Raw genomic sequence first — 13,722 nt, forward strand, 5'->3', positions numbered from 1 at the left:
CTGGCGGACCGGTGGTCGTCGGGTCCGTGCACGCGTGGGGGATGCTGGTTGCGTGCAGATCACGACCCTCGGCCCACTCGCCGTCGACGGCCAGCCCGTTCGGGGTGAACGGCTCGCGGCGGTGATCCGCGCGCTCGCCGACGCGCGTGGCCGGGCAGTCTCCACGAGCCTGCTCGTGGACGCCGTGTGGGACGGCGCGCCGCCCGACGACGCGACCGGCGCCGTCCAGGCGCTCGTGTCCCGGGTGCGCCGTCTCGGGCTGCCCGTGGTCGCGGTGCCAGGCGGATACCGTCTGACCACCGAGGACGTCACCGTCGACGCGGTCGAGGCGCGGGCGCTCGTCGATCAGGCGCGGACCGTGCTCGGCAGCGGCGACGTCCGCGCCGCCCGCAACCTGGCCGATCAGGCGCGTGCCCTGTTCCCCGAGGTCCCGGAGCTCAGCACCGCAGAGGACACGCGACTGTTCGCGGACGTCGCCGCGCTGCGCGCGCAGGCGGCACTCGCCGGTGCGGGGGCGTTCGACGAGGTCGACCTGAGCCGCCTCGTCGCGCGTACGCCCCCGGACGAGCCGTCCGCCGCCCTGCTCGTCCAGGTGCTCGCCGCCCAGGGGCGCGAGGCGGAAGCACTGGAGATGGTGGAGCGACTCCGGGCCGAACTGGCCGACCGGTACGGCATCGACCCGTCACCCGTGATCGCACAGGTGCATCTGTCGTTGCTGCGCGGCGAACTCGCCGCACCGGCGGTCGTGACGCCACCCCGGCAGCCGGCGCGGATCGCCCTGCCCCCCGCGTGGCGGCGACGGCTGACCGCCCTCGTCGGTCGCGAGCGCGACGTCGAGACCGTGGGCGAGGCGCTGGCCGAGGTGGCCCTGGTGACGATCGTGGCGACCGGCGGTGCCGGCAAGACCCGCCTGGCCGCCGAGGTGGCCCGGCGCGCGGCGGCGGCCGGGCGGGCGGTACGGGTGGTCGAACTCGCCGGCCTGCGCTCGTCCGACGAGGTGCTGCCCACGGTGCTCGCGGCACTCGGTGGCGCGGACACCGCGGTGGCCGGGGGCAACCTGGGCCTTGAACGGCGGGTTCTCAATCCCGAGGAACGGCTGCGCGCCGTGGCGCCGGATCTCGACGGACTGGTCGTGTTGGACAACTGCGAGCACGTCCTCGACGCGGTGGCCACCGTCGTTGCGGACCTCCTCGCGGTGACCTCGCCGGAGGTCGCGGTGCTCGCGACGAGTCGGGCCCCACTGGGCCTGGCCGGTGAGCAGGTCCACCGACTGACCGCGCTACCCGACGCCGATGCGCTCTCGCTGATCGAGTCCCGGGCACGGGCCGGTGGCGCGGTGCCGACCTGGGACACGGCACGGACGCTCGCGCTGTGCCACCGACTCGACAACCTGCCACTGGCGCTCGAACTGGCCGCCGCGCGACTGCGGCACATGCCGATCGACGATGTGCTCGCCGGGCTGACCGACCGGTTCGCGCTGCTCGACGACGCGCTGCGCGGCCTGCCCGACCGCCACGCGAGCCTGTGGGCGATGGTCGACTGGAGTCGGGAGCTTCTCGCCCCCGACGACCGTGCGCTGCTGCAGCGGATCGCGGTCATTCCCGCGCCGTTCACTGCGGACCTCGCCGCCGCGGTCGCGCAGAGGACGGACGTACGGCGAGGGCTCGCGACGCTCGTCGAACAGTCCCTGCTGACCCTGGTCGAGGGCGACGGGCCACCCCGCTACCGGATGCTCGAAACCGTCCGTGAGTACGGCGAAGCTCGCCTGGACGCCGCAGGTGACCGTGCTCCGGCGATGGCGGGCCTCGTCGGTTGGGCCCGGGCGGAGGCCGCCGCGCTCGCCGGCCGCTTCGTCGGCCCCGGCCAGGTCGAGGCGCTCGACCGCTGCGCCGCCGAGCAGGACAACCTGCTCGCGGGCCTGCGGTGGGCACTGGGGCAGGACGACGAGCCCGCCGCCGTCGACGTCGCCACCGCGTTGTTCCACCTCTGGACCGTGCGTGGCCTGCACCTCGAAGTCCTCGCGTGGGCGCGGGGGCTGCTGAACGTCGATCACCCGGAGCGGCGACAGCGGTCGGCCATCCTGCGGGGCCGGGCCAGCGGCCGGCCACTGCCCGACGCCGATCGACTCGCCTGGACGTGCGTGGTGATCAGCGTGAACTCCGGCATCAGTGGCGAGCTGCGGCTCGCCGCGCTCGCCCGGCGGGCCCTGCGGACGCTCCTGGCCGAGCGACCCGCCGAAGTGTCGCCCCGGCTGACCGCGCTCGCGTCGGCGTTGCCCGACTTCGACAGGTCCGATCTGGAGCGGAGCCTGAAGAGCGCGGGCGAGATGATCGGGCATCCGGACCCGTACGTGCAGGGACTCGGCCTGTTCGCGCGCGCGGCGGTACGGGAGAACGGCGGCATGTCGGAGGATTCGATAGTCGACGCCGAGCAGGCGTACCACCGCTTCGAGGTCGTCGGTGACCACTGGGGAATGGCGGTGGCGGCGCAGGCCGCCGGGCACTTCTTCGCCCCGCGCGGTGACGCCCGCTCCACCGACTGGTTGGCGCGCAGCGTCCGCCACATGGATCTCCTCGGAGCGACACAGGACGCCCGGTCGATCCGGGTGATGCTGGACGTTCAGCTCGCCCTCGCCGGCGACCCGGAGGCAGAGCGGCGCCTGGGTGAGACCGCCACACCGAGCCACGCTGAGCTGACGGACGTCGCGCAGGCGCGTCTCGGCCTGGCCCAACTGGCGTGGCAGCGAGGACGGTACGACGACGCACTCGCCCACGCCGACGAGGTGACCCGCACCCTCGCCGGGTGGACCGGGCGGCCGGTTCAGCCGCGCGTCATACTCCGGGTCGCGGTGGCGGTCCTCTACCTACGCGTGGCCGAGACGCGGCGGGTGCCCGGGACCGAGGCCGCCGTCCAGGCCGCCGCGTTGCTGTCGCTCGCTCGCGACGAAGCGCTGGCCTCGAAGGACCTTCCGGTGATCGGGGCGTGGGCCTCCGGCGGCGCGGAACTCGCCGCGTGCCGCGACGACGTCGGCGCCGCCCGCGCGCTGTCCGCACTCGCGACGCGCATCGGCACCCACATCGAGATGTTCTTCCCCGCCGGGAAGGGCGAACGGCTCAACGCCGCCCTCGGAGACGAGGAGCAGCGTGAGCCGTTGCTGGCCGCGTGGCGTGAGGAGCCGGTCGCCGCGGCCGTCACCCGCATCCGCGAGCTGATGGACGACCTGCTCGCCTGACTAGACCTTCTTGCGGTACGCGCGCAGCGCCAGCGGCATGAACAGCGCCACGAAGCCGGCGCACCAGGCGAGCGTCCACCACACGTGGTTGCCGAGCGGGGTGCCGAGGAACAGTCCGCGTACCGACGCCACCAGGTGGGTCATCGGGTTGACGTCCACGAAGGCCTGCATCCAGCCCGGCAGGGTGTCGGCGCCGACGAACACGTTGGACGCGAAGCTCAGTGGCATGATCAGCGCGAACATCACGCCCTGCACGGCACCGGCGGTCCGCACCTTCATCGACACGAGCACCGGCAGCCAGCTCAGGCAGAGCGCGAACAGCACCGCGAGCAGACAACCGGCGATCGCCCGGAACGGGTCGGTGTCGATCCGGAAACCCATCACGTAGCCGATCGCGAGGGTCGACACGGTGACGATGACGTACCGGACGACGTCGCCGAGGACCGCGCCGACCAGTGGTGCCGAGCGGGGGATCGGCAACGACCGGAACCGGTCGAAGATGCCCTTGGCGATGTCGGTGTTGAGGTTGACGCCGATCGCGATGGCACCGGTGGCGATCGTCTGCGCCAGGATGCCGGGCAGCAGGAACTGCAGGTAGTCGTGGGTGGATCCGGCGACGGCGCCGCCGAAGACGTACACGAAGATGATGAGGAACAGCACCGGTTGCAGGGTGACGTCGATGAGCGCCTCTGGCGTACGCCAGGTCTTGATGAGGCTGCGCTTGGCGAGCGCCAACGAGTGCCTGAGCAGCCGGAACGGCCGTGGGTTCGGTACGGAGTTCGAGAGCCGACGGCTTCTCGCGGGTGGGGCGTCGATCAGAGTGCTCATGCCGCGACCTCCGTGGGGCGGGTGGTGTCGTCTTCAGATGCCGTACGCCCGGTGAGGGTGAAGAACACCTCGTCGAGGCTCGGCAGGTGCAGGGAGAGTTCGGTGACCGCGATGCCGGCCGTGGCGAACCGCGCGACGCTCTCGGTCAGGGCCGCGTCGTCGGTGACCGGCACCGCGAGCACGCCCTTGCGGATCTCGTCGGCCGGCGCGCCGGAGCCGACCTGGGTGAGGATCTCCGCGGTTCGGGGCAGGTGCGCCGGGTCGGACGGCCGGACCTCCAGGGTCTGCCCGCCGACCACCCGCTTGAGCCCCTCGGGGGTGTCGTGCGCGATGACCCGGCCATGGTCGATCACCGTGATCGCGTCGGCGAGCGCGTCGGCCTCCTCCAGGTACTGCGTGGTGAGCAGCACAGTCGAACCGTTGTCGACAAGTGAGCGGACCACGTCCCACATGTCCTCGCGCTTGGCCGGGTCGAGCCCGGTCGTCGGCTCGTCCAGGAAGATCACATCGGGGGAACCGACGAGGCTGGCGGCCAGGTCCAGTCGCCGCCGCATGCCGCCGGAGTAGGTCTTGGCCGGCCGGTTCGCGGCGGCGGTCAGGTCGAACCAGTCGAGCAGGTCGGCGGCCCGTCGCCGGGCGCCGGTGCGGCCCAGCTCCAGCAGGGTGCCGAACAGCTCCAGGTTCTGCCGTCCGGTCAGGTCCTCGTCGACCGAGGCGTACTGGCCGGTGAGGCCGATGGTCTGCCGAACGCGTTCGGCGTCCCGGACCACGTCGAAACCGCTGATTCGGGCGGTCCCGCCGTCGGGGGTCAGCAGGGTGGAGAGGATGCGTACGGCGGTGGTCTTGCCGGCGCCGTTGGGGCCGAGCACCCCGAGCACCGTCCCCCGGGGCACGGCGAGGTCCACGCCCTGTAGCGCCCTCGTCTTTCCGAAGGTCTTGACGAGGCCCTCGGCCTCGATCACCAGGTCAGCTGTCATGTCCCAGAGTGTGCTCGGCTCGCCTGACACCGCCCCGACATGTCGCCGACACCGCCCCTGACATGCCGCCGACACCGACACCGACCCGCGGCCGAGCCCGTGTGGCCTCGCGGCGAACCGCCGCTGGCCGCAGTGGTCGGCGGTGAGGGGTGTACGGGGAGACCCGAGAGCGACGAGAATGCCGACCAACGTGAATGTCTCTCGGGCAGCGGCGCCCGGGGGCGACGGGGGGAGGACGCGGTGACAGCATCAACACGTCTCGGCGCGGCGGCGGTCGTCCTGGGCTTGATCCTGGTGGGCCTGAACGGCCCCCCGGCCGGCGCGCACCAGCGCGACCGGGGCTACTCCGCCGAGATCCGCCGTGCGTCGTACGGCGTCCCGCACATCACCGCCACGAGCTACGCCAACCTCGGCTTCGGAGTCGGGTACGTACAGGCGGAGGACAACCTGTGCGTCATCGCCGAGAAGGTGGTGACGGTCAACGGCGAGCGCTCCCGCTACTTCGGTGCGACCGGCCCGACCGACGCGAACGTGCGCAGCGACCTGTTCTTCCGCAAGGCCATCGACGACCGGTCGGTGGAGCGGCTGCTCGACGGCCGCCGCGACGGCGTGCACTCGCCGTCCGACGACGTCCGCGACCAGATCCGTGGCTTCGTCGTCGGCTATAACTCCTACCTGCGCCGCACCGGCGCGTCGCGGCTCACCGACCCGGCGTGCCGGGCCAAGCCGTGGGTGCGCCCGCTGACCGAGCTGGACATCTGGCGCACCACCTGGGCCAGCATGGTCCGGGCCAGCTCGCGTGCCGTGCTCGACGGGATCGTCGCCGCCGCGCCGCCCACCGCCACCGGCCCGGCCGCCGTCCAGGACGCGCCCGGCGCGGCCGCCGTGCTCGCCGCCAGCGACGGCGCCCCCGCCGGAGTGGGCAGCAACGCGTACGGGATCGGCGAGGCGGCGACCGCCAACCGGGGCGGCATGGTCCTGGCCAACCCGCACTTCCCGTGGGACGGCGCGGAACGCTTCTACCGGATGCACCTCAAGGTGCCCGGCCGATACGACGTCGAGGGCGCTGCCCTGATCGGCGACCCGATCATCGAGATCGGGCACAACGGCACCCTCGCCTGGAGCCACACCGTCTCCACCGCTCGCCGGTTCGTCTGGCACCGCCTCGCACTGGTCGCCGGCGACCCCACCTCCTACTACGTGGACGGTCGACCACGAAAGATGACCACCCGCACGGTCACCGTCCAGGTGCCCGACCGGAACGGCGGCACGGTGCCGGTCAGTCGGACCTTCCATGACACCCATTTCGGGCCGGTCGTGGTGGTGCCCGGCACGTTCGACTGGAGCGCCGACACGGCGTACGCCATCACCGACGTCAACGCCACCAACAACCGGGCGTTCGACGGTTGGCTGCAGATGGGCCGTGCCGAGACGGTCCGCGACCTGAAGCGGGTGCTCGACCGATACCAGTTCCTGCCCTGGGTCAACGTGATCGCCGCCGATGCCCGCGGCGAGGCGCTCTACGCCGACCACTCCGTGGTGCCCCGGGTGACCGACGCCCTCGCCGCCGCCTGCATCCCGGCGCCGTTCCAGCCGCTCTATGCCAGCAGCGGTCAGGCCGTCCTGGATGGCTCCCGCTCGGCCTGCGCGCTCGGCGCCGACGCGGACGCCGCCGTGCCCGGCATCCTCGGCCCGGCGAACCTGCCGGTGCGCTTCCGCGCCGACTACGTCACCAACTCCAACGACAGTTACTGGCTGGCCAACCCCCAGGCTCCGCTGGAGGGCTACGCGCGGATTCTCGGCGACGAACGCACCCCTCGCAGCTTGCGTACCCGCCTCGGCCTCGACCAGGTGCAGCAGCGCCTCGCCGGCACCGACGGGCTGCCCGGCCGCGGGTTCACCGCCGACCGGCTGTGGCGGACCGTCTTCGGTAACCGGGTGTACGGCGGTGAACTGGTCCGCGACGACCTGGTGGCGCTCTGCACCGCCCAACCGACCGGCACCGCCTCGAACGGCGCCACGGTGGATCTGCGCGCTGCCTGCGCGGCACTGGCAAGCTGGGACCTGCACGTCGACCTGGACAGTCGCGGCGCACACCTGTTCACCGAGTTCACCCTGGCCAACGGGCTGCGTTTCGCGGAGCCCTTCGCCGCCAGCGATCCGGTGCACACGCCGCGCCGGCTCGACACCGCCAACCCTGGTGTGCGTACCGCGCTCGCCGACGCCGTGCAGCGCCTCGCCGGCATCCCGCTGGACGCACGTCTCGGCGACGTTCAGACCGAGCCGCGCGGTGACCGGCGCATCCCGATCCACGGCGGGCGCGCCGAGGCCGGAATCTTCAACATGATCGTCAACAACCGGGTGCCCGGCGTCGGCTATCCGAAGGTGGTCCACGGTTCGTCGTTCGTGATGGCCGTCGAGTTGGGCCCGCGTGGGCCCGCAGGGCGCCAGATCCTCACCTACTCCCAGTCGACCAACCCGAACTCACCCTGGTACGGCGACCAGACCGCGCTCTTCTCCGGCAAGGGCTGGGACACGATCAAGTACACCGAGGCGCAGATCAAGGCGGACCCGAACCTGCGCACCTACCGGGTGGTGGAGGGCCGCCACCACTGACCCAAGCACGGATCGGCCGGGCTCCCTGGCGGGGAGCCCGGCCGGTGCGGTCGACGCCGTCGCAGAGCTGTCCGGCTCAGCGGGGGGCGTGCTGCGTCGGAGGAGGTACGGGCGGCGCGACCGCTCTCCACACGGCGGTCTACCTGCTCTCAGCTCGGTAGGCGGCCCCGCGTGGAGACGAGGTGGTACGACATGACGGCGAAGCCGGGGTCACGGACCAGCCGCCGGAAGGCGTGCAGTTGGTCGGGCGACAGCCCCGCGGCGAGCAGGTCCGGCTCCAACTGCCGGGAGTTCGTCTCGTAGAGCGACGCCCCGGTCGAACCACCGGCCCAACTCTGCGAATGGGTGATGGTGTCCACCTCGGTCAGACCGGCGAGGGTCATCTCGGTGTGCACGTCCTGCGCCCATCCCAGGTCGGCTCCGTGTTCCTGCAGGACACCCATCATGGCGTCCATCACCTGCGCGAAGAGCTTCGCGGCGTCGTCGTTCGGTGCGGTCAGCACCCGCTGCGGCGCGGTGCAGTCGAACTCCTCGACCACCAGCCACCCGCCGGGGGCCAGCGCGCCGGTGAGCGTGCGGAGCACCCGCCGTCGTTCGGGGAGGTGCAGCAGCACCAGCCGGGCGTGGATCAGGTCGAACGCGTCTCCGGGTGGCGGTTCGGTGCGCACGTCGTGCCGGCGTACGTGCAGGTTGCCCTTCGCCACCAGGTGCGCGGGGTCGATGTCCGTGGCCAGCACGTGACCAGCGTCGCCGATCGCGCGGGCGATCTGCCGGGCGATCGAGCCGCCGCCCGCCCCGACCTCCCAGCAGGTGGCCCCTGGCCGCAGCACCGGGTGGGCCAGGCGACGCGTCGTGATGGGATCCAGGAAGGACTCCAGCGCGTGCATCTGTGCAACGGCGTCGGGTGCGCCGTTGTCGAACGTGTACGTGCCGTCGCTCGTAGCGGTTGCCATCGGTGTCCACCTCTCCGAGGGGGTTCGGGTGACTACGGGGTGTCGGCCCAGAGCCGAGGGGTTGGTCGGCTGGCCGGGGGCGGCGGGACGGCGGCGACGCTCAACATCGCCGCCAGTGGGGCCGGATCGACGCGGGCCTCGCCGGTCGGTCGGTCGTAGACGAGCCGGCCGTACTCCAGCACCGCCACCCGGTCCGCGATCTCGATCGCGTGCTGGAGTTGCTGCTCCACGAGCAGCACGGTCAAGCCGTCGGCGGCGAGGGCGCTGATGAGCCCCCGGACCCGCGCCGCCAGGTCGGGCGCGAGGCCCTCACACGGTTCGTCGAGCAGCAGCACCCGCGGCTGGCCGAGGAGAGCACGGGCGATCGCCAGCATCTGCTGCTCGCCGCCGGAGAGCTCGCAGCCACGGTGGCGCAGCCGCTCGGCCAGCCTCGGCAGCAGTTCGAGGATCCGGGTCACCGTCCAGCCCTCGCCACCGGCGGTCGCGGCCCGCCAGGGTGCGGCTGCCAGGACCAGGTGTTCGGCCACGGTCAGGCGGGAGAAGACCCTCCGGCCCTGCGGAACGAGACCGACCCCGGACTGGGCGATCCGGTGCGGTTGCCGGCCAGCCACGTGCACGCCGCCGATCTCGATGCGACCACTGCTGGCACGTACCAGCCCGGCGATGGTGTGTACGAGGGTGCTCTTGCCGGCCCCGTTGCGGCCCACCACGGCCTGGATGTTGCCGGGCTGCACCCGGAAGCTGACCTCGTGCAGCACGATCCCCCCGCCGTAGCCGGCGCACAGGCGTTCCACACACAGCATCAGGCCACCCCGTCGGCGTAGGCCTGCCGCACCAGCGGCGAGGTACGGATCTCGTCTGGCGTACCGGCGGCCAATGTCTGGCCGTCACGGAGCACGGTGACCGTGTCGGAGAGGGCGTACACCAGGTCCAGTCGATGTTCGACCAGCAGCATGGCGATCGCCCTGGGCAGCGCCCGGAGCAGGTTGACCAGCCGGCCGACCTCGGCGGCGGACAGTCCCGCCGCAGGTTCGTCGAGTAGCAGCAGCCGGGGGCTGCCGGCAAGGGCCATCGCGATCTCCAACTGGCGTCGTTGCCCGTGTGCGAGGTGCCCGGCGGGCACCGCCGCGACGTCGGCGAGGCCCATCCGCTCCAGCAGCGGGCCCGCCCGGTGTTGCGCGGTGCGGCGACGGCCACCCGGCCACCACCGACGTTGCGGAACGACCCGTGGCAGCGCGGCCACCACGACGTTCTCGGTCGCGGTGAGCGTCGCAAAGACCGCTGGTCGTTGGTGTATCCGGTTGATGCCTCGGCGAGCCCGTGCCGCCGGGCCGAGCCGGTTGATGTCCCGTCCGTCGAAGCGCACCGTGCCGCGCTGCGGCTTCGTGGCGCCACCGATCACGTTGAGAAGGGTCGTCTTTCCGGCTCCGTTGGGACCGATCAGGGCGTGCCGCTGACCGTCGTGGATGGACAGGTCGACGCCGGCGAGTGCGGTGAGCGAGCCGTAGCGCACGCGGACCTCCTCGGCGCTGAGCAGGGGGTTCATGCGCGTAGCTCCGGTACCGCCGCGTGGTCACGGGCGGGCGGCGACTGCGGGTGGCCCGGCGCGGCGCTCGACGGGCGCAGCCGCACCCGTGCCTGGTTGACGCCGGTGGGCAGCAGGTAGACCGTCGCCACGAACAGCGCGCCCAGCACCAGCGGCGCGTGCCCGGGCAGCACCCCGAACAACCAGTCCCGAACAGCGATGACGAGTGCAGCGCCCACCAGGGCGCCGCCGATCGAGGCGGTGCCACCGATGACGACACCGAGCAACAGCAGCGCGGACGTGTCGAAGCCGAAGTCGGCGGGGGAGATGTACTGCTGGGCGACGACCAGCAGCGAGCCGGCACCGCCGGCTATCGCCCCGGCGGCGATGTGCGCGCCGGACACGTGCAGCGCCACGCGGTGCCCGCTGGCCCGCAGCCGTGCCTCGTCGTCCCGGCCGGCACGCAGCAGCAGCCCGGCACGGGTACGCAGCAGTAACAGCACCGCGCCGACCAGCGTGGCCACGACGGCCAGGGTGTACATGTAACGCGCCTGATCGCTGGCCAGGGCCGGGAGGCCCCAGAATGGGCGGACCGCGGGCATGCCGGCCAACCCGTCCGTGCCACCGGTCACCGACCGCCAACGACCGAGGATGGTCACGACGAGTTCACCGATGGCCAGGGTGATCATCAGGACGATCACTCCTCGGGCGTGAACGACGAGCGGCACGGTGAGCGCGGCCAGCACCGCCCCGGCGCCCGCCGCGACGGCGAGCTGCACGACGCCGACGTCGGAGATCCGGCCGCCGACCACGACACAGGCGTAGGCGCCCGCCGCGTACGGTGCGGTCTGGCCGAGGGTGGGCATGCCGGCGACGCCGGTGAGCAGAGCCACGCTCACCCCGACCAGGGCCAGCGCCAGCGTCCGGGCGAGGATCGCCGTCGTGTAGTCGTCGACCACCCAGGGCGCCACGACCAGACCGGCCAGGACGAGCGCCGCGACAGCGCCTCGTGCCCGCCGGATCACCTCGTCTCTCATGTCGCCCTCCATCTGCTGGCGAGACCACGCGCCCGCACGGCCAGCACGGCGGCCATGGCGGCGAACAGCAGGAAAGGCGCGGCGGACGGCAGCAGCGCTACTCCCAGCGTCTGGATCTCGCCGATCGCGAGCGCGGCCAGCAGAGTGCCCGCCATGGATCCGAGACCTCCGAGGACCACGACCACCAGGGACAACAACAGCACGGTGTCGGCGGTGTCCGTGCCGGGGCCGATGATGGGCGCGCCCAGGACCCCGGCCGCGCCGGCCAGCGCGCCGGCGGCGGCGAGCACACCGGCTCGGATCCGCGCGGGACTCACGCCCAGGCAGGCGACCATCTCCGCGTCGTCGACAGCCGCCCGCACCAGCATCCCGGCCCTGGTCCGCCGCATCACGAGGTAGAGCGCTGCGGCGATCACCGCGGCGACGACGATGAAGACCAACCGGTACGCGGCGTAGCGGTGGCCGGCGACCACCACCGACCCCTCCAGGGCGGCGGGCACCTGGACCCGCGGATCGTCTGGCCCGAAGCCGGCAACGAGGAGGCTGCCGCCGGCCAGCGCCACCCCGAACGTCAGCAGCGCCTGGGTCAGGTGGTTACCGGTGGCGACCGGGGCGAGCAGGCCGGCCAGCAGCACGCCCGCCGCGGCGGCCGCCAGCACACCGACCGCCAGCGCCAACGCCAGGCTCGCCCAGCCGCCGTCGAGCAGCGCCGCGGCAGTGTACCCACCGATCGCGTAGAGCGTGCCGTGCGCCAGGTTGAGGATGTTGGCGACGCCGAAACAGAAGACCAGGCCCGACGCGGCGACGAACACGAGCAGCCCGTAGGCGACCCCGTCCAGCGCCGGGATCAGGTACGGGTCGATCCGGTTCGTGCCGGCCGCCACCGCCATCATCGGCCGACGGTCGCGAGGTCACCCACGACGGTGTTGGACAGCGCCCGGCCGTCCTGGCGGACCTGCCGCAGGTACCACTTCTGCACGGGTGAGTGCGTGGTGGTGGAGAACTGCCAGGTGCCGCGCGGGCTGGCAATCTGGCCGAGCTGGCCGATGGCCGTGTTGATGGCCTCCGGAGTCGGGTCGTTCCCGGCGGCGCCGATCGCCCGGTCCAGCACCGCGGCCGCGTCGTACGAGGCGAGTGCGTACGTCGTCGGTGAACCGTCGTGCTTGGCCTTCCAGGCCGCGACGAAGGCGCGGTTCTCCGCGTTGTCCAGGTCGGGCGAGTAGTTGAGCACCGAGTAGATGTCCCGGGCGGCCTCGCCCTGCGCGTTGAGCACTCCGCCCTCGGTGAGGAAACCGGCCGCGTACAGCGGAACGTCCTTGATCTCGGACTGCGCGTACTGCTTCACGAAGTCGACGGCGGCGCTGCCGGCGTAGAAGGTGTAGACGGCCGCCGCGCCCGAGGCCTTGATGCGGGCGAAGTACGGGGTGAAATTCGTGGTGGCCGGGAACGGGGTGAAGGTCGTCTTGCCGTCGGCGTTCGCGAGCTTCCCGCCGATCTTCCCGAACGTGTCGGTGAAACCACGCAGCTCGTCCCAGCCGCCCTGGTAGTCCGGGCCGATCGCGTACACGGAGCCCTGCACGTTGTCGCGGACGTGCTGGGCGATCGCCTCCCCCGGCTCGTCGGAGAGGTACGAGGTGTGCCAGACCCGGGAGACGTCCTTCAGCTCGGGTCGGCCGTTGGAACCGACGAGCGGCACCTTGGTCTCGTTGAGCAGGGGAGTGACTCCGGCGACCGAGCCACCACCGACGATGCCGGTCAGCGCGGCCACCCGGTCCTGCTTGAGCAGTTTGGTCGCCGCCGGGACCGCGGTCTGGGCACCGTTGCCCTCGTCCGCGATGACGAGGTCGACCTTTCGACCGCCGAGCTTGCCGTCGTGGGTGTCCAGGTAGAGCTGGAAGCCGTCGCGGATCTCCGTGCCGACGGCCTGGTACGTCCCGGACAGCGACGCGAGCAGGCCGATCTTTATCGAACCGCTGGCGCTCGGGCCCGACCCGTCATCGCCGCAGGCGGTGCCGACGGTCAGCACGACCGCGAGCAGTGTGGCGCCGAGGGCACGGCTGCGCCAAGGGGTGGTGTGAGGCATCTCGTCTTCTCCAGGGGAAGGAAGGGTCTCCGGCGTGGGGGCGCCGGGGTTGTCAACGGCTGCGGGCGAGTGCCGCTCGGGCTGCGGGGGTCAGGGCGTCCCCGATGCGGTTGGCCAACTCGGTCATCTCGTAGGAGACCTTGCCGACGTCACACTCGGGTGCGGCGAGCACCAGCAGCGAGGCGCCGTCGTTGAAGGCCATCGAGAACATGAACCCGCCCTCGAGTTGCGTGACGTTGGAGATCACCGCGCCGGCGTCGAAGAAGGCCGCCGCCCCGCGCAGCAGGCTGACCAGCCCGCTGCCCGTCGCGGCCAGTTGGTCGGCCCGGTCCGGCGGCAGGTCGCGGGTGGCGGCCACCATCAGGCCGTCGCTGGAGATGGCGATCGCATGGCTGACCTCGCTCGCGCGCGCGGCGAAGCTGTCCAGCAGCCAGCCAAGATCCTGTTGGTCGCTCACGTGCTCTCCTGTCG

The 13,722-nt window shown here is 72.2% G+C and carries 11 protein-coding genes; 2 read left to right on the top strand and 9 right to left on the bottom strand.

All coding sequences use genetic code 11. The features are described 5' to 3' along the window. Positions 1–52: 52 nt before the first annotated feature. A complete protein-coding gene (locus JOD64_RS28790) occupies positions 53–3,232 on the top strand; it encodes an ATP-binding protein (protein ID WP_204945129.1) in 3,180 nt (1,059 codons plus the stop codon). Here JOD64_RS28790 and JOD64_RS28795 read toward each other — a convergent pair whose 3' ends face one another. Beyond that, entirely contained in the window at positions 3,233–4,060 is an 828-nt protein-coding gene (locus JOD64_RS28795) for an ABC transporter permease (RefSeq protein ID WP_204945130.1), read from the bottom strand. Beyond that, positions 4,057–5,037, bottom strand: coding sequence for an ATP-binding cassette domain-containing protein (locus tag JOD64_RS28800; protein ID WP_204945131.1), 981 nt, complete (start codon positions 5,035–5,037; stop codon positions 4,057–4,059). The genes JOD64_RS28795 and JOD64_RS28800 overlap by 4 nt, the downstream gene beginning before the upstream one ends. A gap of 240 nt (positions 5,038–5,277) precedes the next feature. Between JOD64_RS28800 and JOD64_RS28805 the strand changes: the two genes are divergently transcribed. After that, the gene (locus JOD64_RS28805; protein WP_307813765.1) at positions 5,278–7,653 is read left to right on the top strand and encodes an acylase; all 2,376 of its coding nucleotides are present in this window, start codon (positions 5,278–5,280) and stop codon (positions 7,651–7,653) included. 149 nt (positions 7,654–7,802) lie between these two features. Here the strand turns inward: JOD64_RS28805 and JOD64_RS28810 are convergent, their stop codons facing one another. The 7 genes from JOD64_RS28810 to JOD64_RS28840 are packed head-to-tail and all read right to left on the bottom strand — an operon-like array spanning position 7,803 to position 13,708. After that, a complete protein-coding gene (locus JOD64_RS28810) occupies positions 7,803–8,606 on the bottom strand; it encodes a methyltransferase (protein ID WP_204945133.1) in 804 nt (267 codons plus the stop codon). Between the two features lie 32 nt (positions 8,607–8,638). Continuing rightward, positions 8,639–9,409 carry an ABC transporter ATP-binding protein gene (locus JOD64_RS28815; RefSeq protein ID WP_204945134.1) on the bottom strand — a complete coding sequence of 257 codons (771 nt, stop codon included), beginning with the start codon at positions 9,407–9,409 and terminating at the stop codon, positions 8,639–8,641. Continuing rightward, complete coding sequence (locus JOD64_RS28820) at positions 9,409–10,152, bottom strand: ABC transporter ATP-binding protein (RefSeq protein ID WP_204945135.1); 744 nt, start codon at positions 10,150–10,152, stop codon at positions 9,409–9,411. The genes JOD64_RS28815 and JOD64_RS28820 overlap by 1 nt, the downstream gene beginning before the upstream one ends. After that, complete coding sequence (locus JOD64_RS28825) at positions 10,149–11,168, bottom strand: branched-chain amino acid ABC transporter permease (protein WP_204945136.1); 1,020 nt, start codon at positions 11,166–11,168, stop codon at positions 10,149–10,151. Before JOD64_RS28825 ends, JOD64_RS28820 begins: the two co-directional genes overlap by 4 nt. Next, the gene (locus tag JOD64_RS28830; protein ID WP_204945137.1) at positions 11,165–12,061 is read right to left on the bottom strand and encodes a branched-chain amino acid ABC transporter permease; all 897 of its coding nucleotides are present in this window, start codon (positions 12,059–12,061) and stop codon (positions 11,165–11,167) included. Before JOD64_RS28830 ends, JOD64_RS28825 begins: the two co-directional genes overlap by 4 nt. After that, positions 12,058–13,251 carry an ABC transporter substrate-binding protein gene (locus tag JOD64_RS28835; protein WP_204945138.1) on the bottom strand — a complete coding sequence of 398 codons (1,194 nt, stop codon included), beginning with the start codon at positions 13,249–13,251 and terminating at the stop codon, positions 12,058–12,060. The genes JOD64_RS28830 and JOD64_RS28835 overlap by 4 nt, the downstream gene beginning before the upstream one ends. 52 nt (positions 13,252–13,303) lie before the next feature. Continuing rightward, the gene (locus JOD64_RS28840; RefSeq protein ID WP_184185936.1) at positions 13,304–13,708 is read right to left on the bottom strand and encodes a roadblock/LC7 domain-containing protein; all 405 of its coding nucleotides are present in this window, start codon (positions 13,706–13,708) and stop codon (positions 13,304–13,306) included. Positions 13,709–13,722 lie beyond the last annotated feature (14 nt).

It is taken from the genome of Micromonospora luteifusca (assembly GCF_016907275.1).
Taxonomy (GTDB): Bacteria; Actinomycetota; Actinomycetes; order Mycobacteriales; family Micromonosporaceae; genus Micromonospora; species Micromonospora luteifusca.

Excerpts from the sequence above, each read along its gene's own strand:
- JOD64_RS28820 (WP_204945135.1), bottom strand. The coding sequence starts at position 10,152 with ATGAACCCCCTGCTCAGCGCCGAGGAGGTCCGCGTGCGCTACGGCTCG.
- JOD64_RS28800 (WP_204945131.1), bottom strand. The coding sequence starts at position 5,037 with ATGACAGCTGACCTGGTGATCGAGGCCGAGGGCCTCGTCAAGACCTTC.
- JOD64_RS28795 (WP_204945130.1), bottom strand. The coding sequence starts at position 4,060 with ATGAGCACTCTGATCGACGCCCCACCCGCGAGAAGCCGTCGGCTCTCG.
- JOD64_RS28825 (WP_204945136.1), bottom strand. The coding sequence starts at position 11,168 with ATGAGAGACGAGGTGATCCGGCGGGCACGAGGCGCTGTCGCGGCGCTC.
- JOD64_RS28815 (WP_204945134.1), bottom strand. The coding sequence starts at position 9,409 with ATGCTGTGTGTGGAACGCCTGTGCGCCGGCTACGGCGGGGGGATCGTG.
- JOD64_RS28835 (WP_204945138.1), bottom strand. The coding sequence starts at position 13,251 with ATGCCTCACACCACCCCTTGGCGCAGCCGTGCCCTCGGCGCCACACTG.
- JOD64_RS28810 (WP_204945133.1), bottom strand. The coding sequence starts at position 8,606 with ATGGCAACCGCTACGAGCGACGGCACGTACACGTTCGACAACGGCGCA.
- JOD64_RS28830 (WP_204945137.1), bottom strand. The coding sequence starts at position 12,061 with ATGATGGCGGTGGCGGCCGGCACGAACCGGATCGACCCGTACCTGATC.